Genomic DNA, 22,211 nt, shown 5'->3' with positions numbered 1-22,211 from the left:
ACGTCGTGCTTACTTGGTGTCGCCGGTCTTCTTGGCGCCGCCGCACTTGCCTTCGCCACACTTGCCTTCACCGCACTTGCCCTCGGCGCCCTTGGTGCCGGCGTGCGCCTTGTGCTCGGCGGCGTCGATGAAGCCGTCCTTGTTGGTGTCGATCTCGGCGAACTTCGCCGCCTTGTCGGGATGGGCGGCGGTGAACTCGGCCTGTGAGACCTTGCCGTCCTTGTCGGCATCGGCCTTGGCCATGCCGCACTTGCCTTCGCCGCACTTGCCCTCGCCGGCCTTGGCGGTTTCGCCGGCCGCCAGCAGGTAACCCTGCGCCAGCGGCTCCATCGCGAACGCGGAACCGGTCAGGGCGAGGCCGCCGGCCAGGGCGATGGCGACTGCGGCGGGCTTGTTGGTCTTGGACATCGTCATGCTCTCCAGTGAGGTGCGGCGGGGGCCGCACGGGAAGTGGCGACAGTGTAGACGCAGTCCGTTAGCCGGTCGTATGCAGGTCCGGAAACGCCTGCGCCCCGCGTGGGAGCGGGGCGCAGGCGGTGTTGCGGTGCGGAAGAAGCGCCGTTCAGACCACGCCGGTGGTGCTGGTCTCGTCGCGCTTGTCGCGCGGCGGCAGCGGCTGTTCGCCGTGCACCAGGAACCAGATGTTCTCGGCGATGTTGGTGGCGTGGTCGCCAATGCGCTCCAGGTTCTTGGCCATGAACAGCAGGTGCGTGCAGGGCGTGATGTTGCGCGGGTCTTCCATCATGTAGGTCAGCAGCTCGCGGAACAGCGCGGTGTAGTGTGCGTCCAGTTCGGCGTCGCGCTCGCGCACCTGCACCGCCTGCTCGGCGTCGCCGTTCTGGTAGGCGACCAGCACGTCGCGCACCTGGCGGGCCGCCAGTTTGCCCAGCGCGCGCAGGCCGGTGATCTGCGGCATCGGCGGTGAGACATTGAGGGCGATCGAACGCTTGGCGACATTGGCGGCATAGTCGCCGATACGCTCGATGTCGGCCGGGATGCGCAGGCCGGCGAGGATTTCGCGCAGGTCGCGCGCCATCGGGCCACGCAGCGCCAGGTGCATCACGTCATGGCTGACCTGGTGCTCGATGGCGTCGATGGCCTCGTCGTTGGCGATGATGCGCTGGGCCGCCTTGTCGTCGCGACGCTCGACCACGTCCAGCGCGGCTTCCAGCTGCGCCACGGCGGTCTCGCCCATGCGCACGATCTCCGCCACGATGCGTCGCTGTTCTTCGTCGTAGCTCTTCACGATATGGTCGTTCGGTTGGATGTTCATGGGGAGGCCGTCATTGGTGATTCGTGATGGTTGGAAGCCGTGATGGGTGATCGGTGATTCGTGATTGGTGCAAGCCCGCGCTTGGATTCTCGCTCTTGCGAATCACCAATCACGCACCACGAATCACGGCGATCAGCCAAACCTGCCCGTAATGTAGTCTTCCGTCTGCTGCTTGCCGGGGTTGGAGAAGATCGTCGAGGTGACGTCGTGCTCCACCAGCTCGCCCAGGTACATGAAGGCGGTGTAGTCGGACACGCGCGCGGCCTGCTGCATGTTGTGGGTGACGATGGCGATGGTGTACTGGTGCTTCAGTTCCTCGATCAGCTGTTCGATCTTGCTGGTCGAGATGGGGTCCAGCGCCGAGGTCGGTTCGTCCAGCAGGATCACGTCCGGGCGCAGCGCCACGGCGCGCGCGATGCACAGGCGCTGCTGCTGGCCGCCGGACAGGCCCAGCGCGCTCTGCTTCAGCTTGTCCTTGGCCTCGTCCCACAGCGCGGCCTGGCGCAGCGCCTGTTCCACGCGCACGTCCATGTCGGCCTTGTTCAGGCGTTCGTGGTGGCGGATGCCGTAGGCGACGTTCTCGAAGATGGTCATCGGGAACGGCACCGGCTTCTGGAACACCATGCCCACCTTGCTGCGCAGGCGGTTCATCGGGTACTTGGCGTCGAGGATGTTCTCGCCGTCCAGCAGCACCTCGCCGGTGGCGCGCAGCTTGGGGTAGAGCGAGTAGATGCGGTTGAACACGCGCAGCAGGGTGGACTTGCCGCAGCCGGAGGGGCCGATCAGCGCGGTGACGCGCTTCTCCGGGATCTCCAGGTTGATGTTCTTCAGCGCATGGAAGTCGCCGTAGTGGAAATCCAGGCCCCTGGCGGCCAGCTTCACGCTGGCGTTCGCGGCGGGGTCGTCGTGGCGCTGCGGCGTCACCACGGCGATGCGGGCGGCGTCATTCATGGGTCACCTTGTTTCGAAGAAGGATGGTTCGGGCGATCAGGCTGAGCACCAGCACCATGCCGGTGACGAGGAAGGCGCCGGCCCAGGCCAGTGAGTTCCACGAGTCGTAGGGGCTCATCGCGTACTGGAAGATCACCATCGGCAGATTGGCCATGGACTGGTTGAGGTCGGTGCTCCAGAACTGGTTGTTGAACGCGGTGAACAGCAGCGGGGCGGTCTCGCCGCTGATGCGCGCCAACGCCAGCAGCACACCGGTGACGATGCCCGGCAACGCCGAGCGCATCAGCACCTGCGTGGTGACCTTCCACTGCGGCACGCCCAGCGACAGCGCGGCCTCGCGCATCTGCTGCGGCACCAGCCGCAGCATTTCGTCGGTGGTGCGCACGATCACCGGCAGCGCGATGAACGCCAGCGCCACCGCACCGGCCCACGCCGAGTAGTGGCCCATCTGCGCCACCATCACGGTGTAGATGAAGAGGCCCAGCACGATGGACGGCGCCGACAGCAGGATGTCGTTGACGAAGCGGACGGTCTCGCCCAGCCAGTGCCTGTTGGCGTACTCGGCCAGGTAGGTGCCGGCGGCCACGCCGATGGGCGTGCCCAGCAGGATGGCCAGCAGGCTCATCACCACGCTGCCGAACAGCGCGTTGGCCAGGCCACCGGGCTCGTTCGGCGGCGGCGTCATCTGGGTGAACAGGTCCAGGTTGAGGCTGCTCATGCCCTTGGTGATCGTGGTCCAGAGGATCCAGACCAGCCACATCAGGCCGAAGATCGCGGCCGCGATCGACAGCGTCAGCGCGACGCCGTTCTTGACCTTGCGGTAGGTGTACAGGGACGCGGACATCAGTTGCCCTCCCGCTTGGCCAGTTGGCGCAGCATCAGGCGGGCGATCGCCAGCACGATGAAGGTCAGCAGGAACAGCGTGAAGCCGAGCAGCAGCAGCGACCCCTTGTGCAGCGGATCGGTGGCTTCGGCGAACTCGTTGGCGATGGTAGAGGCGATGGAGGTGCCCGGTTCCAGCAGGGCCGCGCTGATGGCGTAGGCATTGCCGATCACGAAGGTCACCGCCATGGTTTCGCCGAGCGCGCGGCCCAGGCCGAGGAACACGCCGCCGATCACCGCCGAGCGCGTGTACGGCAGCACCACGTCCCACACCACTTCCCATTTGGTGGAGCCCAGCGCGTAGGCCGATTCCTTGAGCCGGCCCGGCACGGTCAGGAAGACCTCGCGCATCACCGACGACACGAACGGGATCACCATGATCGCCAGCACCAGGCCGGCGGTCAGCATGCCGATGCCCAGCGGCGGCCCGGACAGCACCGCGCCGATCAGCGGCAGCTGGCCCAGGTTGTCGTTGATCCACGGATAGACGTGTTCGCTCAGCTGCGGCGCCAGCACGAACAGGCCCCACATGCCGTAGATGATCGAAGGGATGCCGGCCAGCAGCTCGATGGCCATGCCGACCGGGCCGCGCATCCAGGCCGGCGCCACTTCGGTCAGGAACACCGCGATGCCGAAGCTCACCGGCACCGCGATCAGCATGGCGACACCCGCGCTGACCAGCGTGCCGAACACCGGCACCAGCGCGCCGAATTCGCGCGTGCCGACATTCCATTCGGTACTGGTGAAGAAGCCCAGGCCGAAGGTCTGCAGGGCCTCGCGGCCGCCCCACAGCATCGACAGCGCGGCGGCGATCAGCGAAATCAGGACGAACAGGCCGGCGCCGGTCAGCGTCAGCCGGAACAACCGGTCGGCGCGTGCGTCTTTGGCAGTGCGCACGTCCGTCAGGGAAGCGGGAAGGGCGGTGGCGTTCATGCAACCCGGGGAGTGGGGAAGGGGCGGGGTGACGCGGGAGGCGCTAGTGCACGGGGAGGCGGTTACCGCGTGATGACAGCGGGCCGCCCTTCCGGACGGCCCGCCGCACGATCTGCATCACAACTTGATTTCGGTGCTCCAGTACTGCTCGATCTGGCCCACCAGTTCCGGCGGCAGCGGCACGTAGTCCAGTTCGTTGGCCTGTGCCTGGCCCTCCTCGTAGGCCCACTTGAAGAAGTCCAGCGTGTGCTTGGCCTTGGCCGCATCCTTCGGCTGCTTGTAGACCAGGATGAAATTGGTGGCGGTGATCGGCCACGCCGTTTCGCCCGGCGCGTTGGTGATGACCAGGTTGAAGTCCTTGGCGTTGGCCCAGTCGGCGCTGGCGGCGGCCGCGGCGAAGGTTTCCGGCGTGGGCTTGACGAACTGGCCGGCCGCGTTCTGCAGGGAGGCGTACGACATGTTGTTCTGCTCGGCATACGCCAGCTCGACATACCCGATCGAGCCCTTCAGCTGGCGCACGTAGGCGGCGACGCCTTCGTTGCCCTTGCCGCCCACGCCGCCCGGCCAGTTGACCGAGGTGCCTTCGCCGACCTTGTCCTTCCACTCGGGGCTGACCTTGGACAGGTAGTTGACGAAGTTGAACGTGGTACCCGAGCCGTCGGAGCGGTGCACCGTGTTGATCTTGCCGGTCGGCAGGGTAACGCCCGGATTCAGCGCGGCGATGGCCGGGTCGTTCCAGGTGGTGATCTTGTGCAGGAAGATGTCGGCCAGCACCGTGCCGCTGAGCTTCAGCTGGCCCGGCTGCAGGCCTTCGACGTTGATGACCGGCACGACGCCGCCGATGACGGACGGGAACTGCGCCAGGCCGGCCTGGGCCAGTTCCTCGGACGACAGCGGCTTGTCGGACGAGCCGAAATCGACGGTCGCGGCCTTGATCTGCGCGATGCCGCCGCCCGAACCGATGGACTGGTAATTGATCTTGGCGCCGGTGGCCTTGTTGTAGTCGGTCGACCAGCGCGCCATCAGCGGATAGATGAACGAGGCGCCGGCGCCGGTCAGTTCGGCGGAGATCTGCTGTGCGCCGGCCGCAGCAGGGGCGGCGGCGTCACCGGTGGTCGCGGCGGCCGGGGCGTCGGTCTTGCCGCCGCAGGCAGCGGCGAAGAAAGCGGTGGCCACGGCCAGCGTGGCCAGGCGGGCGGTGCGGATGCGCATGGGGTCTCCAGACAGGGGCGTTTGTGATCCACGCTATGAAATGATGTTTTTGTTACAGCGTGATGACATGGGCGTCTCGCGCTGTCATGCGACGACTGTCATCGCCCCCGCCAAACAAAAAGGGCGGGCCCGAAGGCCCGCCCGGTGATGTGGCGCGGGAGGAACGCCGCATCGGGCCGGCACGGGGAGAGCGCCGTGCCGGCGGGGGACGATCAGTACTTCAGGTTGGCCTTCCAGTAGGCCTCGATCTGCTGCACCAGCGCGGGCGGCAGAGGCACGTAGTCCAGCGACTTGGCCTGGGCGTCACCGTTGGCGTAGACCCAGCGGAAGAAGTCGCGCGCGTCCTTGTTGCCCTTCTTCGGCGCCTTGTACATCAGGATGAAGTTGGTGGCGGTGATCGGCCAGGAGTTCGCGCCCGGCGCGTTGGTCATGACCAGGTAGAAGTCCTTGGACTTGCCCCACTCGGCGCTGGCCGCGGCGGCGGCGAAGGTTTCGTCGCTCGGCTGCACGTAGGCACCGGCGGCGTTCTTCAGGCTGGCGTAGGACATCTTGTTCTGCAGCGCGTAGGACAGTTCGACGTAGCCGATGCCGCCCTTGATCTGCTTCACGTAGGCGGCCACGCCCTCGTTGCCCTTGCCGCCCACGCCGGTCGGCCACTGCACGGTGGTGCCTTCACCGACCTTGGCCTTCCATTCCGGGCTGACCTTGGACAGGTAGTTGACGAAGTTGAAGGTGGTGCCCGAACCGTCCGAACGACGGACCACGGTGATGCGCTGCGACGGCAGCGTCAGGCCCGGGTTGAGCGCGGCGATGGCCGGGTCGTTCCAGGTCTTGATGGTGCCCAGGAAGATGTTGGCCAGGGTGGGGCCGTCCAGCTTCAGCTGGCCCGGCTTCAGGCCGGCCACATTCAGCACCGGCACTACGCCGCCGATCACCGACGGGAACTGCGCCAGGCCGTACTTGGCCAGCTCTTCCGGCTTCAGCGGAGCGTCGGACGAGCCGAAGTCCACCGTGCCGGCCTTGATCTGCGCGATACCGCCGCCCGAACCGATCGACTGGTAGTTGACGCGGTTGTTGGTGGCCTTGGCGTAGTCGGCGGACCACTTGGTCATCACCGGGTACACGAAAGACGCACCGGCGCCGGTCACGTCGGCGGCGAAGGCCTGCGCCGAGAAGGCCGAGGCGAGCGCCAGCAGCGCCACGCGGGATTTGATCGAGTTCAACACGGAAATCTCCTGGGAGAAGGCAGGGTGGAAGGTACGGGCACGCCCGTTGGGTGGCCATTCCACGACGTTTGTGTGACAGCGCGGTGTCGGCATTGCGACAGTCCCGTGACGGCGACGACCGCGATGTCCGCCGTTGAGCCGTTTTGAGGGGCGGGCATCGCGCATGGAACATGCGTGGCCATTCGGAGAGGGGTTGGCGAGGGGGCGGCAGCTATATATATGGATGGCCGCCGAGAAATCGCACGGCAGGGGCGGCCTCTGCTGCGCTGTCACACTTCGGTCATGAAAATCACATGTGACTGCAAGATTTCACTCCCATCCTTTAGCGCATCTTTGACGGGCGCTTAATGATTTCCGAAGGGTTTTCGGGATCGAAGCAAGGCGCCCACGAAGCTCGCGCTCTTACTTCCAATTCCACTCGGAGAGTCACCATGCGTTATTCCCTCCTGGCTGCCGCACTTGCCGTCGCCATGGGCAGCACCAGCTTCTCGGCCGCCGCCGCCGACACCCGTGACCAGCAGATCGCCGAACTGCGGGCGCAGCTGGAAGCCATGCAGGCCAAACTGCTGGAACTGGAAGAGCGCACCGACGCGCAGTCCGACGTCAACCTCGACACGGCCGCGCAACTGGACAAGCTCAACACCGGCTCGCCGAAGATCGACACCAAGGGCGGCATCAAGGTGACCTCGGCCGACGGCAAGTTCGAGGCGACCGTCGGTGGCCGCATCCACTTCGACACCTACGCCTTCGACCGCGACCTGGCCAGCACCACCGGCACCACCGAGTTCCGCCGCGCGCGCCTGACCCTGGGCGGCAAGGCCTACGGCTGGGAGTACAAGCTGGAGCAGGACTTCGGTGCCGGCACCAACCTGGACGGCCTGCGTGACGCCTACATCGCCAAGTCGGCGCTGGGCGGCAAGTTCACCATCGGCCACTTCAAGCCCTACCGCGCGATGGAGGAGCTGACCAGCTCCAACGAGCTGCTGATGATGGAGCGTCCGTTCGCCTCCGCGACGGGCCTGTTCTCCAACCGCCAGTTCCAGCAGGGCGTGGGCTACCAGCGTGCGGGCGAGAACTACACCGCCGGCCTGAGCGTGTTCAACCTGCGCGGCGCCGCCGCGGCCCGCAACGAAGGCATGGGCTATGCCGGTCGCGTGACCTGGGCGCCGATCAACACCGACAACAGCACGCTGCACTTCGGTGGCTGGTACAGCTACGAGAACGCCAACAACGGGTCGGCCGACCTGGTCGCCACGTCCAACTACGCCGGCCGCCGCGGTCCGTCGCAGACCATCGCCACCACCACCGGCGCCAGCCGCAACGAAGTCAGCGTGTACGCCCTGGAAGCCGCCGGCTCGTTCGGCCCGGCCTTCTTCCAGGCCGAGTACGCCGACGCGACCTTCGGCCAGCCGCTCGGCCGCGACCAGGACGTGACCAGCTACTACGTGCAGGGCAGCTTCATGCTCAACGGCGGCCACAAGGGCTACAAGGCCGCGACCGGCGTGTTCGCCTCGCCGAAGTACGTGGACAAGGGCCTGTGGGAACTGACCGCGCGCTACGACTATGTCGAGAACGAAACGCTGGACCGCGAAGTCACCAGCTGGATCCTCGGCATGAACTACTACGTCAACCCCAACCTGCGCTTCATGTTCAACTACACGCAGGGCGACAACGAAGTCACCGGCGACGAAACCGCCCAGTACGCGCTGCGCACGCAGTTCAGCTGGTAAGCGACGCGCGGCACCACGCCGCACGCACCGCGGACGCAGGGCCCGGGATCGTCTCCCGGGCCTTGTCGTGTCCGGCATCCGGATCCCGGCGACCATGACCATTGGCAGGGGTCCGTCGTGCGCTGCGTGGAGACACTGGGGGACGGCATCCGGGGCGGCCCGGTGCCCGGGGATGGGGATCCTTCAAGAATCCAGGGGGCGTGGTGAAGCGATTGGCGTGTGTGGCCGGCGTGGCGTTGTGGGTGGGGATGTCGATGGCAGGGCCGGCGCAGGCCGCCGAACCGGTCGACCTGGACATGGTGGCGAAGATCCGCAGCGAGGCGTTCCACCGCTCGCAGGCGGCCGCCAATCTCAAGGAGCTGACCGAAACCATCGGGCCGCGCCTGACCAATTCGCCCAACTACACGCAGGCCAGCGCCTGGGCGCGCGGCAAGCTGTCCGGCTGGGGATTGGCGAACGTGCACGACGAAGTCTACGACCCGGCCTTCGGTCGGGGCTGGGCCTTCCGTGCGTCCCGCGTCGAAATGCTGTCGCCGCGCCAACTGCCCGTGCACGCCCTGCCCAAGGCGTGGACGCGCGGCACCGACGGCCCGGTCGAGGGCGAGGTGGTGTTGGCGTCGTTCAAGACGCTGGAGGACATCGAGAAGCAGCGTGGCAAGCTGCGCGGCCGCATCGTGCTGGTGGACGAGGCGCGCGCCTACAAGCCGTCCGAGAAGACCGATTTCCGTCGCTACAGCGAAGCCGAGCTCGGCGAGCTGCAGACCTTCCCGATGCCGGAGGACGCCGCGCCCGATGCGCAGCAGAAGCGCCTGGAGGAGTACCGCAAGCGAACCGAATTGAACAAGGCGTTGAATACCTTCCTCGCCGAGGAAGGCGTGCTGGCCACGCTGTCCATCAGCTCCTGGGACAACGGCATCATCCGCGCGACCGGCGGCGGCGCGCGCAAGGCCGGCGAGCCGGTCGGCGTGACCGAGCTGGTGCTGCCCGCCGAGCACTACAACCCCCTGGTGCGCGCCGTGCAGGGCAAGCAGCCGGTGCGGCTGCGGATCGACGTGGATTCCACGTTCACCAGCGAACAGGACCTGCCAGCCACCAACACCTTCGCCGAGATCCCCGGCAGCGGCAAGGCCGACGAGGTGGTGATGATCGGTGCGCACCTCGATTCCTGGCACACCGGCACCGGTGCCAGCGACAACGGCGCCGGCGTGGTCGTGATGATGGAGGCCATGCGTATCCTCAGGACGGTCGGCGCCAAGCCACGGCGTACCATCCGGCTTGCGCTCTGGGGCGGCGAAGAGCAGGGCCTGCATGGCTCGGCCGGCTACGTGGCGAAGTACCTGGCGGACTATCCCGCGCCGACCGATCCCGAGCAGAAGGCGTTGCCGCGCGCGTATCAGCGCGGCACCGGCCCGCTGCAGCGCCGGCGCGGCTACGAGCGGTTTTCGACGTATTTCAATTTCGACAACGGCACGGGGCGTATCCGCGGCATCTACGCGCAGGAGAATCACGCCGCGGTGCCGATCTTCAAGGCCTGGCTGGAGCCATTCCACGATACCGGCGCCACGATCGTGACTACGCGCAACACCGGCAGCACCGACCACATCTCGTTCGACCGCGTCGGCCTGCCGGGCTTCCAGTTCGTGCAGGATCCGGCGGACTACTTCACCCATGTCCACCACACGCATCTGGACACGTACGACCACGTGGTGCCGGAAGACCTGAAGCAGGCGGCCGCCATCATCGCTTCGTTCGCGTACCACGCCGCGATGCGCGACGAGCGGCTGCCGCGCAAGCCCTTCATCGAACGCGACGCACCGTAGCGTGCGCTGCGCGCACGACCTCCGATGTGCGGTCGCAGGCACGTGCGCATGGCGCACGCCACGTCAGGCGACGGTCTTGTCCTTGAAGCGGCAGAGATCGCGGATCACGCACTGCGGACAATCGGGCTTGCGCGCCTTGCACACGTAGCGTCCGTGCAGGATGAGCCAGTGATGCGCATCCTGCATGAACTCCGCCGGCACCACCTCCAGCAACCGGTCCTCCACCGCGCGCACGTCCTTGCCCGGCGCCAGCCCCGTGCGGTTGGCGACACGGAAGATATGCGTGTCCACGGCGATGGTCGGCTCGCCGAAGGCGGTGTTCATCACCACGTTGGCCGTCTTGCGGCCCACGCCCGGCAGGGCTTCGAGCGCCTCGCGCGAACGCGGCACCTCGCCGCCGTGTTCGTCGATCAGGATGCGGCAGGTGGCGATGACGTTCTTCGCCTTGGCGTTGAACAGGCCGATGGTGGAGATGTACCGCTTCAGCCCGTCCTCGCCCAGCGCCAGGATGGCGGCGGGCGTATTCGCCATGGGGAACAGCCGTCGCGTCGCCTTGTTGACGCCGACGTCGGTGGCCTGCGCCGACAGCGTCACGGCGACCAGCAGTTCGAACGGCGTGCGGTACTCCAGTTCGGTGGTCGGCCTGGGATTGAGTTCGCGCAGGCGCGAGAACAGCTCGACCACCTCGGCGCGGCTCAGCGAGGCAATGCGCCTGCGGGCTGCCGTCATGGTTTCATCCTCTCGGCGGCCCTGGCCTTGGCGCGTGCAAGGACGGCGGCGGCACCGGTCGGCAGGGCAGGGCGAGGCGGCTGGACGCTGTCCGTCACCTCGGTGGCCTTCAGTCGGCGCGCGTCCCGTTCCTCTGCGCGCCGCGCCAGCCGCGCCTCGCGCTGCCGGTAGCGTTCGCGCGCGTCCCATGCCGTGCGCAGGCGCTGCTGGGCCTGCATCACGGCGGCGATGCTGCCGTCCGCGCAATCGCAGGCCCGGAACGCCATCAGTCCCGCCTCGATGGCGGCATCGCCATCGCCGGTCGCGAGCAGAGCATGCAGTGCGCGCGCCTGGTCGCACTGGAGGCAGGTCGGGTTGCGCACGCGGGTCGCCACGCTTCAGTGGCCGGTGAAGACAGGCTTGCGGCGCTCGACGAAGGCGCGCGTGCCTTCGCGCATGTCGTCGGTCGCGAACATCAGGCCGAACTGCGCGCTTTCGTACTGCAGTCCTTCCTCGATGCCGCATTCGCCACCGATGTTGACCACGTCGAGCGTCGCGCGCAGCGCGAGTGGCGCGGACGCGGCGAGCTGGGTGGCGATCTTCATGGTTTCGGCTTCCAGGTCCGCCGCGGGCACGACGCGGGTGACGATGCCCAGCTGCAATGCGCGCTCGGCCGTGATCGGGGTGCCCAGCAGGCACAGCTCCAGCGTGGCCGAGCGCCCTGCCAGGCGCAGCAGGCGCTGGCTGCCGCCGAACCCCGGGATCAGGCCCAGGTTGATTTCCGGCTGACCGACCTTGGCGCTATCCGCGGCGATGCGCAGGTGGCAGCCCATCGCCAGTTCCAGCCCGCCGCCCAGTGCGAAGCCGTTGACCATCGCAATCACCGGCTTCGGCAGCCGCTCGATGGATCGCATCAGCTTCTGTCCGCGCAGCGAGAAGTCGCGACCTTCGGTGGCGCGCAGCTCGGCCATCTCGGCGATGTCCGCACCCGCCACGAACGCCTTCGGTCCCGCACCGGTCAGGATGACCACGCGCACCCCGTCGTCGGTGGCCGCATCGTCGAACGCCGCCTGCAGCGCGTCCAGCGTGGCGGCATTGAGGGCGTTCAATTTGTCGGGACGATTGACGGTGATGCGACGGATGCCGGCGTCGTCGGCAACCAGAACAAGAGGTTCGGACATGGGTTTTCCGCGGGTTTTGTAAAATTTGAGTGAAATGGGAACTCGACCGCCGATGCCAGGTCAGACCGGGCGGTCGTCAGTGGCGGTTAAGCGCCCCGGCGGCTATCCTAGCGCGTCCATTCCAGGCGGTATGCCGCCGTCGCCATATCGGAGAGTGTGTTGATGAAGTTGCGTTCGATTGCGGTCGCTGTTGCGGCATTCGCCATGGCCGGTAGCGCCCTGGCTCAGGACGTCTCGTCCGAGAAAGGCAAGCTGAGCTATTACTTCGGCTACGACTACGGCAACAACCTCGCCGAGCTGACCGGACGCGGCGAACAGCTGGACATCAACTCCGTGGTGAAAGGCCTGCAGGACGCCTACGCCAAGAAGCAGCCTGCCTTGACCGCCGATCAGCTCAAGCCCGCGCTGGAAGCCTTCCAGAAGCGCGAGCAGGCCCGCGCCCAGCAGGCCAAGGCCGAGTACGACAAGGTCGCCGGCGAGAACAAGACCAAGAGCGACCAGTTCATCGCCACGTTCAAGGGCCAGCCCGGCGTGAAGACGCTGGCCAGCGGCGTCGCCTACAAGGTGCTGGAGAACGGTACCGGTGCCAAGCCGACCCAGGCGAGCACGGTGGAACTGCTGGTGTCCGGTCCCTATCCGTTCGGCCAGCGTCCGGCCGAAGCCCGTCCGCCGCAGCCGATGAAGGACCTCAAGGTCAGCGCCGTCGAAATGCCGGCGATGCGCGAAGCCCTGTTGCAGATGCCGGCCGGCGCCAAGTGGGAAGTCGCCCTGCCGCCGGACAAGGCCTACGGCGCCGACCCGCGCACCGGCTTCCCGCCGAACGTGGCCGTCGTCTTCGAGATCAAGCTGGTCAGCGTCAAGTGACGCAATGACGCGTCCGCGCACCGCGCGGACGCCTTTGTCATTGCGTCATCCCCGCGAAGGCGGGGATCCAGTGACTTTGTTCCCCCTGCGCCGGCCTCGTGCCGGCGCAGTGCTTTCCAGCGCAGGGCGGCGTTTCCGCGCTACCCTCCGCAGGTGCCCGAAGCCATGAATACCGCATTCCGCGCCGTGTTGAGTCCATGCATCGGCGTCTGCACACTGGATACCCATGGACTGTGCGAAGGCTGCCTCCGTACCACATCCGAGATCGCGCGCTGGTCGCAGATGAACGATGACGAACGCCTGCGTCTGATGGAGCACGTACTGCCCGCGCGCGAACATGCCCGCTTGCCACTCGAGCAGCGGTTGCGCGAAGGCGGCGCACTGCGTCGTGCGCTGCATCCGCTGGATACCGTGCCGAGTGCGGCGGGCTGGAACCACGACGACCTGGTCGATCTGCTGCCGCCGGGTCCGCTGGCCGAAGCGGCCGTGCTGGCGGGTCTTGTTCCCCGTGCCGAGGGTACCCAGGTGCTGCTGACGCGCCGCACCGACGGCCTGCGTCACCACGGAGGACAGGTGAGTTTTCCCGGCGGCCGCATCGAGCCGACGGATCCCGACGCGGTCGCGGCCGCGCTGCGCGAAAGCCATGAGGAAATCGCACTGCCGGCCTCGCAGGTCACGCCGTTGGGCTTCCTCGACCCCTTCACCACCATCAGCGGTTTCCGCGTGATGCCGGTGGTGGCCCTGATCGATCCGGCCTTCGTGCCGGTGCCCGAACCCAACGAAGTTGCGGATGTGTTCGAGGTGCCCCTCGACTATCTGCTGTCGCCGGACAACCTGCGCCGCGTCGAGGTGGACTATCGCGGGCGCCGGCGCGCGGTGCTGGAGTACGCCTGGCCGGGGCAGCGCATCTGGGGCGCGACCGCGGCGATTCTGTTCAACCTGCGGCAACGCCTGGAGCGCCTGGCATGAACTGGACCACCCTCGTCGACGCCACGGCCCTGGCCGCCGCGCTCGACCATCCCGACCTGCGGCTGGTCGACGCGCGCTTCGTGATGCTCAACGCGGCGCCGGATGCCGGACGGACCGCCTACACGGACGCGCATCTTCCGGGTGCCGTCTATGCGGACCTGAATCTCGATCTCTCGGATCTGTCTAAAGTCGGAGAAGGTCGGCATCCGCTGCCCGACCGCGATGCGTTCGCCCGCAGGCTGCGTGAGTGGGGCATCGGGCCGTCGCACCAGGTGGTGGTCTACGACGCGGGCGACGGCAGCATGGCCGCCGCGCGCCTGTGGTGGTTGTTGAGGCTGCTGGGTCATGCCCGGGTGGCGGTGCTGGATGGCGGGCTGGCCGCGTGGCTCGCGGCGGAGGGCGCCATCACGTCGCTCGTTCCTGTGCGACCGCCCGTTGCACCGTATCCCTCGCGGTTCGATGCACGGCATTGCGTCGACGCGGGCGATATCCTCGAGCGGCTGTCGGAAGACAGCGGGTGGCTGATCGATGCGCGGGCCGCGGAGCGCTTCCGCGGCGAGGTCGAACCCATCGATCCGGTCGCCGGACACATACCGGGCGCACTCAACCGGCCGTTCGCCCGGAACCTGCGGGATGGCCGCTTCAAGCCGGCAGACGAGTTGAATGGAGAACTGTCGGCATTGCTGCGGGGCCGATCTCCCGCTGATGCCGTCCTGATGTGCGGTTCCGGCGTGACCGCCTGCCATCTGCTGCTCGCGTTCGAGCACGCCGGCCTGCACGGCGCGCGCGTCTATCCTGGCTCTTGGAGTGGCTGGATCGGCGATCCGTCGCGTCCCGTCGCACGTGGCGAGTGACGCGGTCCCTCCTCACTTCTTCAGTTTTTCCACCAGGGCGCGCAGGGCTGTCTGCGTATCGGGCGCATGCCAGGCATCGACGAAGCGCTCCAGCTGGATCAATGACGGATCCAGTGCCTCGACCAGATCGCGGCGGGCGAGGGCGCGCGTCTGCAGCATCGGCTGGTGGGGCAGACGCAGCAGCTGCTGCAGCCATGCAATGGACCGTACGGTGACGTCGTCCTGGTCGGCGAGTTCATCGACCAAGCCGATCTCCAGCGCCCGCTCTGCCGGCACCATCTCGCCGGCGACCAGCAACCGCTCCGCACGGTAGGGGCCGACCACGCGCCGCATCAGCCGCTGGATGCCCTCCGGCACCACCAGGCCTACCTGCGTCTCGTTGAGCCCGAGCGCGAATGGCCGTGCCGGGTCAGGGCTGCGCGCCATCACCCGGTAGTCGCAGCACAGCGCCAGCACGCAGCCGCCTGCCGGCGCGTGGCCGGTGATCGCGGCGACCACCGGCACGCGCGACTCTGCCAGGGTGCGTGCCGCGCCGAAGAAGGCCTGCCAGGCATCGAGCAGTGCGCGACGGTCATCGCCGAGCGACAACAGGTACGGCACGTCCATGCCGGCGGAGAAGATCTTCGGGTTGCCCGCCAGCACGATGCCGCGCACGCCCTGGTCCAGCGCGGTGCTGAGCGCGTCGATCAGCGCCCGGCACAGCTCGGTATTGAGGGCATTGACCGGCGGGCGCGCCAGCCGGATCTCGCGGATGTCGCCGTGGTCGAGGGTGTCGATGAGGCCCGTCATTCATCCGCTCCGTGAAGTCAGGCCGGTATCATAGGCGCATGAACCGTCGTATCGAAACGCTGTGCCTGTCGCTGATGCTGTTGATGTCCGCGGGCGCCGTCCAGGCTGCCGAATGCCTGCCGGTCACCAGGGCGGCGTGGATCCGCCTGCCGCCGGTCGCGATGCCGATGATGGCCGGCTTCGTACGGATCGAGAATCCGTGCAAGGCGCCACTCAGCATCGTGGGTGCGGAAAGCCTCGCCTTCGATGATGTGTCGCTGCATGAAACGCGCGAAGAGAACGGTGTCAGCCGCATGCGCGCAGTGGCCGCGTTGCCCATCGCGCCGGGCAAGGCGGTCGAGCTGAAGCCGGGTGGCCTGCACCTGATGCTGCACGGTCCCTACCAGCCGCTGAGTGCCGGGGAGAAGCCGGTGATCACGCTCAAGCTGGCCGATGGCCGCTCGCTGCCGGTGCAGTTCGAAGTGCGCACATCCTCGCCCTGAGATCCGTCAGCTTGTTGTAGGAGCGACGTAGGTCGCGACCGCAGATCACAAGCGACAGGACAGCAGGGCATGGGCGGTGTGGTCGACGTTGGCTGGATAGCCGGGCAGTCCGTGGCTGCTGGAGTTTCCGGTCGCGACTTACGTCGCTCCTACAGGGAACCTAATACTCGATTACTCCGACACCGCCCGGATCGCCGCCGGCAACGGCGCGCTGTGCCCGGTCTGCGTGTCCATCCAGACGACCACGACGTTGCCGTCCGAGTACAGCACGCTGTCGTCCTTGGCCGACACGATGCGGTGGCCGATGGTGACGCTGCTGGTGCCCAGCCGGTCGACATAGAGTTCCACCACCACGTCGTTCGGCCAGGTCAGCGGGCGCTTGTAGTTGATGTTGTTGGCCGCCACGACCGGAGCGATGCGGTCGGTCATCGACACGTCCGGCACGGTCAGCATCCAGCGCACGCGCGCCTCCTCCAGATACGAGATGTACTTGGCGTTGTTGACGTGGCCCATGCTGTCCATGTCGCGCCAGCGCACGCTGATCGGGATCTTCGCCAGCAGCTTGCGGCCGGGGTCGTGGGTGTCGCTCATCGTGCGGCCTTCCTGCTCGTGGTCTTGGAGGTCTTCTTGGCGGTCTTGCTTGCGGACTTGCGGGGCGGCAGCACGTCGGGCTTGGCGACCGCCGCCGGCTTGCTGGCCTTGGGCGTCTTCGATTCCGGCAGCAGCTTGGCCAAGAAGCGGCCCGTGTGCGAATCCGGGTGCGCCGCGATGTCTTCCGGCGTACCCGTCGCAAGGATCTGCCCACCGCGGTGGCCACCTTCCGGCCCCAGGTCCACCACCCAGTCCGCCGTTTTGATGACGTCCAGGTTGTGCTCGATCACCACGATGGTGTTGCCCTCGTCGCGCAGCTTGTGCAGCACGGCCAGCAGGTGCTCGATGTCGTGGAAGTGCAGGCCGGTGGTCGGCTCGTCGAGGATGTACAGCGTGCGGCCGGTGTCGCGGCGCGAGAGTTCCTTCGACAGCTTCACGCGCTGCGCTTCGCCACCGGACAGCGTGGTCGCGCTCTGGCCCAGCTTGATGTAGCTCAGGCCCACGTCCATCAGCGTTTCCAGCTTGCGCGCGATCGACGGCACCGGTTCGAACAGGGTCAGCGCATCCTCGACCGTCATCTCCAGCACGTCGTTGATGTTGTAGCCCTTGTAGAGGATCTCCAGCGTCTCGCGGTTGTAGCGCTTGCCGTGGCAGACATCGCAGGGCACGTAGACGTCCGGCAGGAAGTGCATCTCCACCTTGATCATGCCGTCGCCCTGGCAGGCCTCGCAGCGGCCGCCGCGCACGTTGAAGCTGAAGCGGCCCGGCGAATAGCCACGCGCGCGCGCCTCGGGCACCTGCGCATACAGTTCGCGCAGCGGGGTGAACAGGCCGGTGTAGGTCGCGGGATTGGAACGCGGCGTGCGTCCGATCGGCGACTGGTCGATGTCGACCACCTTGTCGAACAGGTCCAGGCCGGTCACCTCGCGGTACGGCGCCGGCTTGTGCGACGCGCCGTTGATCTCGTTGGCGGCCAGCGTATACAGCGTGTCGTTGATCAGCGTCGACTTGCCGGAGCCCGACACGCCGGTGATGCAGGTGAACAGCCCCGAAGGAATGTCCAGGTCCACATCCTTCAGGTTGTTGCCGGTGGCGCCGCGCAGGTGCAGCGTCATCTTCGGGTTGGCCTTGTGGCGGGCCTTCGGCACCTCGATCCGGCGCTTGCCCGACAGGTACTGGCCGGTCAGCGAACGCGGTGCCTCCAGCAGGTCCTGCAGGGTGCCCTGGCCGACGATCTCGCCGCCGTGCACGCCCGCACCCGGACCGATGTCGAGCACGTAGTCCGCCAGGCGGATGGCGTCTTCATCGTGCTCGACCACGATCACCGTGTTGCCGAGATCGCGCAGGCGGGTCAGCGTGCCGAGCAGGCGCTCGTTGTCGCGCTGGTGCAGGCCGATGCTCGGCTCGTCGAGCACGTACATCACGCCGACCAGCCCTGCGCCGATCTGCGAAGCCAGGCGGATGCGCTGCGCTTCGCCGCCGGACAGCGTGTCGGCCTTGCGCTCCAGGGTCAGATAATCGAGGCCGACATCGACCAGGAAACCCAGGCGTTCGGCGATTTCCTTGACGATCTTGGCGGCGATCTCGCCGCGCCAGCCGGGCAGATCGAGGCTGCGGAAGAATGCCAGCGCCTCGTCCACCGGCAGCACGACGAGCGACGGCAACGGACGGTCGGCGACGAAGACGTTGCGCGCGGACTTGTTGAGGCGTGCGCCCAGGCAGTCCGGGCAGGGACGGTCGCTGATGTACTTCGCCAGTTCCTCGCGCACCGCCGGCGACTCGGTCTCGCGGTAACGGCGCTCCAGGTTGGGCACGATGCCTTCGAAGCGGTGCTTGCGCTGCGTGCGGCCGCCCGACTCGGTGAGGTAGGTGAACGTGATGACGTCTTCGCCGCTGCCGTACAGCACGGCCTGCTGCACTTTCTCGGGCAGCGATTGCCAAGGGGCGTCCGTGTCGAACTGGTAATGCTTCGCGAGCGAGGCGATCAGCTGGAAGTAGTACGCATTGCGGCGGTCCCAGCCGCGCACGGCGCCGGCCGCCAGCGACAGTTCCGGATGCACGACGACACGCGACGGGTCGAAGAACTGCGCCACGCCCAGGCCGTCGCACGTCGGACAGGCGCCGACCGGCGAGTTGAACGAGAACAGCCGCGGTTCCAGTTCCGGCAGCGAGTAATCGCAGACCGGGCAGGAATACTTCGACGAAAACAGCAGCGGTGCGGATTCCGGCTGGTCGAGCGACATCACCTGGGCCATGCCGTCGCCGAGCTTCAGCGCGGTCTCGAAACTCTCTGCCAGGCGCTGCTTGAGGTCCTCGCGCGGACGGAAACGGTCGATCACCGCTTCGATCGTGTGCTTCTGGCGCAGCGCCAGCGGTGGCACCGCGTCGATCTCGTACAGCTCGCCATCCACGCGCACGCGCACGAAACCCTGCGCGCGCAGCTGGTCGAAGACCTGCGCGTGCTCGCCCTTGCGCTCGCGGATCACCGGCGCCAGCAGCATGAAGCGCTGCTCGCCATCGAGCGCCAGCACCTGGTCGACCATCTGGCTGACCGTCTGCGCCTCCAGCGGATAGCCGTGGTCCGGGCAGCGCGGCAGGCCGACGCGCGCGTAGAGCAGGCGCAGGTAGTCGTAGATCTCGGTGATCGTGCCGACGGTGGAGCGCGGGTTGTGGCTGGTCGACTTCTGCTCGATCGAGATCGCCGGCGACAGGCCCTCGATGTGGTCAACGTCGGGCTTCTCCATCACGCTCAGGAACTGCCGCGCATATGCCGACAGCGATTCCACGTAGCGGCGCTGGCCTTCGGCGTAGATGGTGTCGAACGCCAGCGACGACTTGCCGGAGCCGGACAGGCCGGTGATCACGATCAGTTTGTCGCGCGGCAGGTCGAGATCGATGTTCTTGAGGTTGTGGGTACGGGCTCCGCGGATGCGGATGAAGTCCATGGCCATCGGGTGGGGGTCCGGAAAGCGAACAAGGAAGCGTAGCGGTCTGCCTAGGTGGGGGCAAATACCGGCAATGCCAGCGAAGCGGCGGGGTCGGGTGGGTGGGCGGTCAGTCTCGTTGGCGTCGCCAGCCGTCGAATGCCAGGCCGACCGACGGGATATCCCCCCGGTAGCGGAAGGCGGAAACGACGCCACAGGAATCGATTCAAGTCATTGATTTACAATGGAGCGCCCCGGCGAGTGGCGCCGCCGGCGGGCGCCATGCGCAGCAGTGTGCACTCCGATGCGGACAGATCCTGTCCGGAATCCGGGGCGGGGAGGCCGCAAGCCCAAAGAAGAGCAGGCGCAGGGTTGACCCTAACTCCATGAATCCACTACAATTCCGCTTCTGTTCGCCTCGATGGCGGACAGGCTCCAGAAAATAACTACAGAAACCAAGGAATCCACATGTACGCAGTCGTAGTCACGGGCGGTAAGCAGTACCGCGTGATGAAGGGCGAGACGCTCCGCGTCGAGAAGCTCGAGGCCGAAGCCGGCAACGAGATCACCTTCGACAACATCCTGATGCTGGGCGATGGCGAGACCATCAGCCTGGGCGACGCCCTGAAGGGCGCCAGCGTCACCGCGAAGGTGGTCGGCCATGGCCGCGCCGACAAGGTGCGCATCATCAAGTTCCGCCGCCGCAAGCACCACATGAAGCGCCAGGGTCACCGGCAGCACTACACCGAAATCGAAATCACCGGCATCACCAAGTAAGGAGAAGCAGTCATGGCACATAAAAAGGGCGTAGGTTCCTCGCGCAACGGCCGCGACTCCAATCCGAAGATGCTGGGCGTCAAGGTCTTCGGTGGTCAGGCGATCGATGCGGGCAACATCATCATCCGCCAGCGCGGCACCCAGTTCCATCCGGGTCCGGGCGTCGGCCTGGGTCGCGACCACACGCTGTTCGCGCTGGTCGACGGCAAGGTCGAGTTCTCGGTCAAGGGCGCCAAGAAGCGCCGCACCGTGAGCGTGGTGACGGAAGCCTGAGGCTTTCGCACACGCCGAGCGAAGGGCCCCGCCGCGTGCGGGGCTTTTCGTTTGATGAAGCCGGGATTGGTGATTCGTGAAGAGTGATCCGCCAGCGTGTTCCGTTCCTAGCCTCCCGGCACCGTATTGCCGCCCATCGACGTGGCCATCCCGCCGTCGGGGCGTTTCCCCATCACGAATCACCCCATCACGAATCACGCCCCCATGAAACTCGTAGACGAAGCAGAAATCCTGGTAGGCGCCGGCAACGGCGGCAACGGTTGCGTGGGGTTCCGCCGCGAGAAGTTCATTCCGCTGGGTGGGCCGGACGGGGGTGACGGCGGCAACGGCGGCAGCGTCTGGCTGCAGGCCGACGAGAACCTCAACACGCTGGTCGATTTCCGCCACCAGACCCAGTTCCGCGCCCAGCGTGGCGAGAACGGCATGGGCCGGCAGATGTACGGCAAGGCCGGCGAAGACCTGACCATCACGGTGCCCGTGGGCACGGTGGTGACCAATGTCAGCACCGACGAAGTGATCGGCGACCTGACCCGGCATGGCGACCGTCTGCTGGTGGCCAAGGGCGGCAAGGGCGGCCTGGGCAACATGCATTTCAAGAGTTCCATCACCCGCGCGCCGCGCAAGGCAACGCCGGGCGAGGAGGGCGAGGAGCGCCTGCTGAGGCTCGAGCTGAAGCTGCTGGCCGACGTAGGCCTGCTGGGTTTCCCGAACGCGGGCAAGAGCACCTTCATCCGCGCCGTGTCGGCGGCGACGCCGAAGGTGGCGGACTATCCGTTCACCACGCTGTATCCCAACCTAGGCGTGGTCAGCGTCGAAGCGCATCGCAGCTTCGTGATCGCCGACATCCCGGGCCTGATCGAAGGCGCCGCGGACGGTGCCGGCCTGGGCGCGACGTTCCTGCGCCACCTGCAGCGCACGCGTCTCCTGCTGCACCTGGTGGACATGGCGCCGATGGAAGGCGGGGTGGAGGACGTCGATCCGGTCGAGCAGGTCCGTGCCATCGAGCGCGAACTGGAGAAGCACGATCCCGAGCTGCTGCAGAAGCCGCGCTGGCTCGTGCTCAACAAGGCCGATCTGATGTTCGAGGACGAGGCGAAGGCGCGCGCGGAGCAGATCATCGCCGACCTTGGCTGGACTCACCCCTGGTACCAGGTCTCCGCCATCTCGCGTGAAGGCACCTGGCCGATCATGAAAGACGTCATGGCGTTCTTCGACCGGCAGAAGGAAGAGGCCGACGAGGCCGCCCGCGAAGCCCCGTGACGAACAGCCCGCCGCAAGGCGGGTTTTCCGTTGGCGGATCAGGCGTCCGTTTCCTGCATCGTCCTGCCTGAGTACAAAAAAGAAACCCGCCTTGCGGCGGGTTCCCGTGTCTTCGCGTTGCGTACCACCGTGAATCAGGCCGCTTGCAGGGCCTTGATGCGGGCGTTCAGGCGGCTCTTGTGGCGGGCTGCCTTGTTCTTGTGGATCAGGCCGCGCGAGCTCAGGCGGTCGAGGATCGGCTGGGCCGAGACGAACGCGGCCTGGGCGCCGGCGGCGTCGTTGGCGTCGAGCGCCTTCAGGACCTTCTTGACGGCGGTGCGCAGCATCGAACGCTGACCGGCATTGCGCGCATTGCGCACGACGGTCTGCTTGGCGCGCTTCTTGGCGGACTTGATATTGGCCACGGTGGGATTCCTGGTGAATACCTGAGAGAATTCAGGGGGTGAACGGAAGACGGGTAAATTGAGCCGGAAATTATGAGGCATTCAATGGGTTGCGTCAACCTGGGTCCG

The 22,211-nt window shown here is 66.9% G+C and carries 23 protein-coding genes; 9 read left to right on the top strand and 14 right to left on the bottom strand.

Translation table 11 applies throughout. From position 1 onward, the window contains the following. Positions 1 to 9: 9 nt before the first annotated feature. The 7 genes from VGN58_RS11665 to pstS (VGN58_RS11635) form a co-directional block, all read right to left on the bottom strand. Complete coding sequence (locus tag VGN58_RS11665) at positions 10 to 408, bottom strand: hypothetical protein (RefSeq protein WP_327483388.1); 399 nt, start codon at positions 406 to 408, stop codon at positions 10 to 12. 154 nt (positions 409 to 562) lie between these two features. After that, complete coding sequence (phoU, locus tag VGN58_RS11660; protein ID WP_327483387.1) at positions 563 to 1,273, bottom strand: phosphate signaling complex protein PhoU; 711 nt, start codon at positions 1,271 to 1,273, stop codon at positions 563 to 565. A gap of 132 nt (positions 1,274 to 1,405) precedes the next feature. Then, positions 1,406 to 2,224 (bottom strand): phosphate ABC transporter ATP-binding protein PstB, encoded by an 819-nt coding sequence (gene pstB, locus VGN58_RS11655; RefSeq protein ID WP_327483386.1) that lies wholly within the window; start codon positions 2,222 to 2,224, stop codon positions 1,406 to 1,408. Further along, positions 2,217 to 3,068 (bottom strand): phosphate ABC transporter permease PstA, encoded by an 852-nt coding sequence (gene pstA, locus VGN58_RS11650; RefSeq protein WP_327483385.1) that lies wholly within the window; start codon positions 3,066 to 3,068, stop codon positions 2,217 to 2,219. The genes pstB and pstA overlap by 8 nt, the downstream gene beginning before the upstream one ends. Next, positions 3,068 to 4,039: a phosphate ABC transporter permease subunit PstC gene (gene pstC, locus VGN58_RS11645; RefSeq protein WP_327483384.1), complete on the bottom strand. Its 972-nt coding sequence runs from the start codon at positions 4,037 to 4,039 to the stop codon at positions 3,068 to 3,070. Before pstC ends, pstA begins: the two co-directional genes overlap by 1 nt. A 117-nt stretch (positions 4,040 to 4,156) precedes the next feature. Next, positions 4,157 to 5,251, bottom strand: coding sequence for a phosphate ABC transporter substrate-binding protein PstS (gene pstS, locus VGN58_RS11640; protein ID WP_327483383.1), 1,095 nt, complete (start codon positions 5,249 to 5,251; stop codon positions 4,157 to 4,159). A 212-nt stretch (positions 5,252 to 5,463) separates the two neighbouring features. Next, on the bottom strand, positions 5,464 to 6,477 hold the full coding sequence (pstS, locus tag VGN58_RS11635; protein WP_327483382.1) for a phosphate ABC transporter substrate-binding protein PstS: 1,014 nt from the start codon (positions 6,475 to 6,477) through the stop codon (positions 5,464 to 5,466). A gap of 431 nt (positions 6,478 to 6,908) precedes the next feature. On the opposite strand from pstS (VGN58_RS11635), the gene VGN58_RS11630 reads away from it, so the two are divergent. Then, positions 6,909 to 8,207: an OprO/OprP family phosphate-selective porin gene (locus VGN58_RS11630; protein ID WP_327483381.1), complete on the top strand. Its 1,299-nt coding sequence runs from the start codon at positions 6,909 to 6,911 to the stop codon at positions 8,205 to 8,207. 248 nt (positions 8,208 to 8,455) lie between these two features. Then, complete coding sequence (locus VGN58_RS11625; protein ID WP_327484640.1) at positions 8,456 to 10,027, top strand: M28 family metallopeptidase; 1,572 nt, start codon at positions 8,456 to 8,458, stop codon at positions 10,025 to 10,027. 63 nt (positions 10,028 to 10,090) lie between these two features. On the opposite strand, the gene nth is transcribed toward VGN58_RS11625, so the two are convergent. Genes nth through VGN58_RS11610 form a run of 3 tightly spaced genes read right to left on the bottom strand, consistent with a single transcriptional unit; the run spans position 10,091 to position 11,916 of the window. Continuing rightward, the gene (gene nth / locus VGN58_RS11620; RefSeq protein WP_327483380.1) at positions 10,091 to 10,756 is read right to left on the bottom strand and encodes an endonuclease III; all 666 of its coding nucleotides are present in this window, start codon (positions 10,754 to 10,756) and stop codon (positions 10,091 to 10,093) included. Beyond that, positions 10,753 to 11,130, bottom strand: a complete 378-nt coding sequence (locus VGN58_RS11615) for a hypothetical protein (protein WP_414710782.1) — start codon at positions 11,128 to 11,130, stop codon at positions 10,753 to 10,755. Before VGN58_RS11615 ends, nth begins: the two co-directional genes overlap by 4 nt. 3 nt (positions 11,131 to 11,133) lie before the next feature. Continuing rightward, a complete protein-coding gene (locus VGN58_RS11610; protein WP_327483379.1) occupies positions 11,134 to 11,916 on the bottom strand; it encodes an enoyl-CoA hydratase/isomerase family protein in 783 nt (260 codons plus the stop codon). 162 nt (positions 11,917 to 12,078) lie between these two features. On the opposite strand from VGN58_RS11610, the gene VGN58_RS11605 reads away from it, so the two are divergent. The 3 genes from VGN58_RS11605 (at position 12,079) to VGN58_RS11595 (ending at position 14,603) form a co-directional block, all read left to right on the top strand. Further along, positions 12,079 to 12,780, top strand: a complete 702-nt coding sequence (locus VGN58_RS11605; RefSeq protein WP_327483378.1) for an FKBP-type peptidyl-prolyl cis-trans isomerase N-terminal domain-containing protein — start codon at positions 12,079 to 12,081, stop codon at positions 12,778 to 12,780. A 165-nt stretch (positions 12,781 to 12,945) separates the two neighbouring features. Continuing rightward, a complete protein-coding gene (locus tag VGN58_RS11600; RefSeq protein ID WP_327483377.1) occupies positions 12,946 to 13,749 on the top strand; it encodes a CoA pyrophosphatase in 804 nt (267 codons plus the stop codon). Then, positions 13,746 to 14,603, top strand: a complete 858-nt coding sequence (locus VGN58_RS11595) for a sulfurtransferase (RefSeq protein WP_327483376.1) — start codon at positions 13,746 to 13,748, stop codon at positions 14,601 to 14,603. The genes VGN58_RS11600 and VGN58_RS11595 overlap by 4 nt, the downstream gene beginning before the upstream one ends. Before the next feature lie 12 nt (positions 14,604 to 14,615). Here VGN58_RS11595 and VGN58_RS11590 read toward each other — a convergent pair whose 3' ends face one another. Then, positions 14,616 to 15,392, bottom strand: coding sequence for an enoyl-CoA hydratase/isomerase family protein (locus VGN58_RS11590; protein WP_327483375.1), 777 nt, complete (start codon positions 15,390 to 15,392; stop codon positions 14,616 to 14,618). 38 nt (positions 15,393 to 15,430) lie between these two features. Here VGN58_RS11590 and VGN58_RS11585 point away from each other — a divergent pair, with 38 nt between their 5' ends. Then, a complete protein-coding gene (locus VGN58_RS11585) occupies positions 15,431 to 15,874 on the top strand; it encodes a copper chaperone PCu(A)C (RefSeq protein ID WP_327483374.1) in 444 nt (147 codons plus the stop codon). Between the two features lie 171 nt (positions 15,875 to 16,045). Here the strand turns inward: VGN58_RS11585 and VGN58_RS11580 are convergent, their stop codons facing one another. Together VGN58_RS11580 and uvrA are read right to left on the bottom strand one after the other, a co-directional pair. After that, entirely contained in the window at positions 16,046 to 16,465 is a 420-nt protein-coding gene (locus tag VGN58_RS11580; RefSeq protein ID WP_327483373.1) for a thioesterase family protein, read from the bottom strand. Continuing rightward, positions 16,462 to 19,416, bottom strand: coding sequence for an excinuclease ABC subunit UvrA (gene uvrA, locus VGN58_RS11575; RefSeq protein WP_327483372.1), 2,955 nt, complete (start codon positions 19,414 to 19,416; stop codon positions 16,462 to 16,464). The genes VGN58_RS11580 and uvrA overlap by 4 nt, the downstream gene beginning before the upstream one ends. 441 nt (positions 19,417 to 19,857) lie before the next feature. Here uvrA and rplU point away from each other — a divergent pair, with 441 nt between their 5' ends. The 3 genes from rplU (at position 19,858) to cgtA (ending at position 21,699) form a co-directional block, all read left to right on the top strand. Further along, on the top strand, positions 19,858 to 20,166 hold the full coding sequence (gene rplU / locus VGN58_RS11570; protein ID WP_062355039.1) for a 50S ribosomal protein L21: 309 nt from the start codon (positions 19,858 to 19,860) through the stop codon (positions 20,164 to 20,166). A gap of 12 nt (positions 20,167 to 20,178) precedes the next feature. Then, on the top strand, positions 20,179 to 20,439 hold the full coding sequence (rpmA, locus tag VGN58_RS11565; protein WP_055935654.1) for a 50S ribosomal protein L27: 261 nt from the start codon (positions 20,179 to 20,181) through the stop codon (positions 20,437 to 20,439). A gap of 204 nt (positions 20,440 to 20,643) precedes the next feature. Further along, positions 20,644 to 21,699, top strand: coding sequence for an Obg family GTPase CgtA (cgtA, locus tag VGN58_RS11560; protein ID WP_327483371.1), 1,056 nt, complete (start codon positions 20,644 to 20,646; stop codon positions 21,697 to 21,699). Between the two features lie 134 nt (positions 21,700 to 21,833). Here cgtA and rpsT read toward each other — a convergent pair whose 3' ends face one another. Beyond that, positions 21,834 to 22,103 carry a 30S ribosomal protein S20 gene (gene rpsT / locus VGN58_RS11555; RefSeq protein ID WP_062355047.1) on the bottom strand — a complete coding sequence of 90 codons (270 nt, stop codon included), beginning with the start codon at positions 22,101 to 22,103 and terminating at the stop codon, positions 21,834 to 21,836. Positions 22,104 to 22,211: the final 108 nt, after the last annotated feature.

This window comes from Pseudoxanthomonas sp., from assembly GCF_035999195.1.
Classification (GTDB): domain Bacteria; phylum Pseudomonadota; class Gammaproteobacteria; order Xanthomonadales; family Xanthomonadaceae; genus Pseudoxanthomonas_A.
The sequence above is the reverse complement of the archived record's forward strand: the minus strand, read 5'-3'. Positions and strand labels throughout refer to the sequence as shown.

Coding starts and splice junctions, on each gene's coding strand:
- VGN58_RS11600 (WP_327483377.1), top strand. CDS start 12,946: ATGAATACCGCATTCCGCGCCGTGTTGAGTCCATGCATCGGCGTCTGC.
- VGN58_RS11605 (WP_327483378.1), top strand. CDS start 12,079: ATGAAGTTGCGTTCGATTGCGGTCGCTGTTGCGGCATTCGCCATGGCC.
- VGN58_RS11590 (WP_327483375.1), bottom strand. CDS start 15,392: ATGACGGGCCTCATCGACACCCTCGACCACGGCGACATCCGCGAGATC.
- rplU (WP_062355039.1), top strand. CDS start 19,858: ATGTACGCAGTCGTAGTCACGGGCGGTAAGCAGTACCGCGTGATGAAG.
- nth (WP_327483380.1), bottom strand. CDS start 10,756: ATGACGGCAGCCCGCAGGCGCATTGCCTCGCTGAGCCGCGCCGAGGTG.
- pstS (WP_327483383.1), bottom strand. CDS start 5,251: ATGCGCATCCGCACCGCCCGCCTGGCCACGCTGGCCGTGGCCACCGCT.
- VGN58_RS11630 (WP_327483381.1), top strand. CDS start 6,909: ATGCGTTATTCCCTCCTGGCTGCCGCACTTGCCGTCGCCATGGGCAGC.
- pstC (WP_327483384.1), bottom strand. CDS start 4,039: ATGAACGCCACCGCCCTTCCCGCTTCCCTGACGGACGTGCGCACTGCC.
- VGN58_RS11595 (WP_327483376.1), top strand. CDS start 13,746: ATGAACTGGACCACCCTCGTCGACGCCACGGCCCTGGCCGCCGCGCTC.
- VGN58_RS11610 (WP_327483379.1), bottom strand. CDS start 11,916: ATGTCCGAACCTCTTGTTCTGGTTGCCGACGACGCCGGCATCCGTCGC.
- pstA (WP_327483385.1), bottom strand. CDS start 3,068: ATGTCCGCGTCCCTGTACACCTACCGCAAGGTCAAGAACGGCGTCGCG.
- rpmA (WP_055935654.1), top strand. CDS start 20,179: ATGGCACATAAAAAGGGCGTAGGTTCCTCGCGCAACGGCCGCGACTCC.
- uvrA (WP_327483372.1), bottom strand. CDS start 19,416: ATGGCCATGGACTTCATCCGCATCCGCGGAGCCCGTACCCACAACCTC.
- cgtA (WP_327483371.1), top strand. CDS start 20,644: ATGAAACTCGTAGACGAAGCAGAAATCCTGGTAGGCGCCGGCAACGGC.
- VGN58_RS11625 (WP_327484640.1), top strand. CDS start 8,456: ATGTCGATGGCAGGGCCGGCGCAGGCCGCCGAACCGGTCGACCTGGAC.
- VGN58_RS11665 (WP_327483388.1), bottom strand. CDS start 408: ATGTCCAAGACCAACAAGCCCGCCGCAGTCGCCATCGCCCTGGCCGGC.
- phoU (WP_327483387.1), bottom strand. CDS start 1,273: ATGAACATCCAACCGAACGACCATATCGTGAAGAGCTACGACGAAGAA.
- pstB (WP_327483386.1), bottom strand. CDS start 2,224: ATGAATGACGCCGCCCGCATCGCCGTGGTGACGCCGCAGCGCCACGAC.
- VGN58_RS11580 (WP_327483373.1), bottom strand. CDS start 16,465: ATGAGCGACACCCACGACCCCGGCCGCAAGCTGCTGGCGAAGATCCCG.
- VGN58_RS11585 (WP_327483374.1), top strand. CDS start 15,431: ATGAACCGTCGTATCGAAACGCTGTGCCTGTCGCTGATGCTGTTGATG.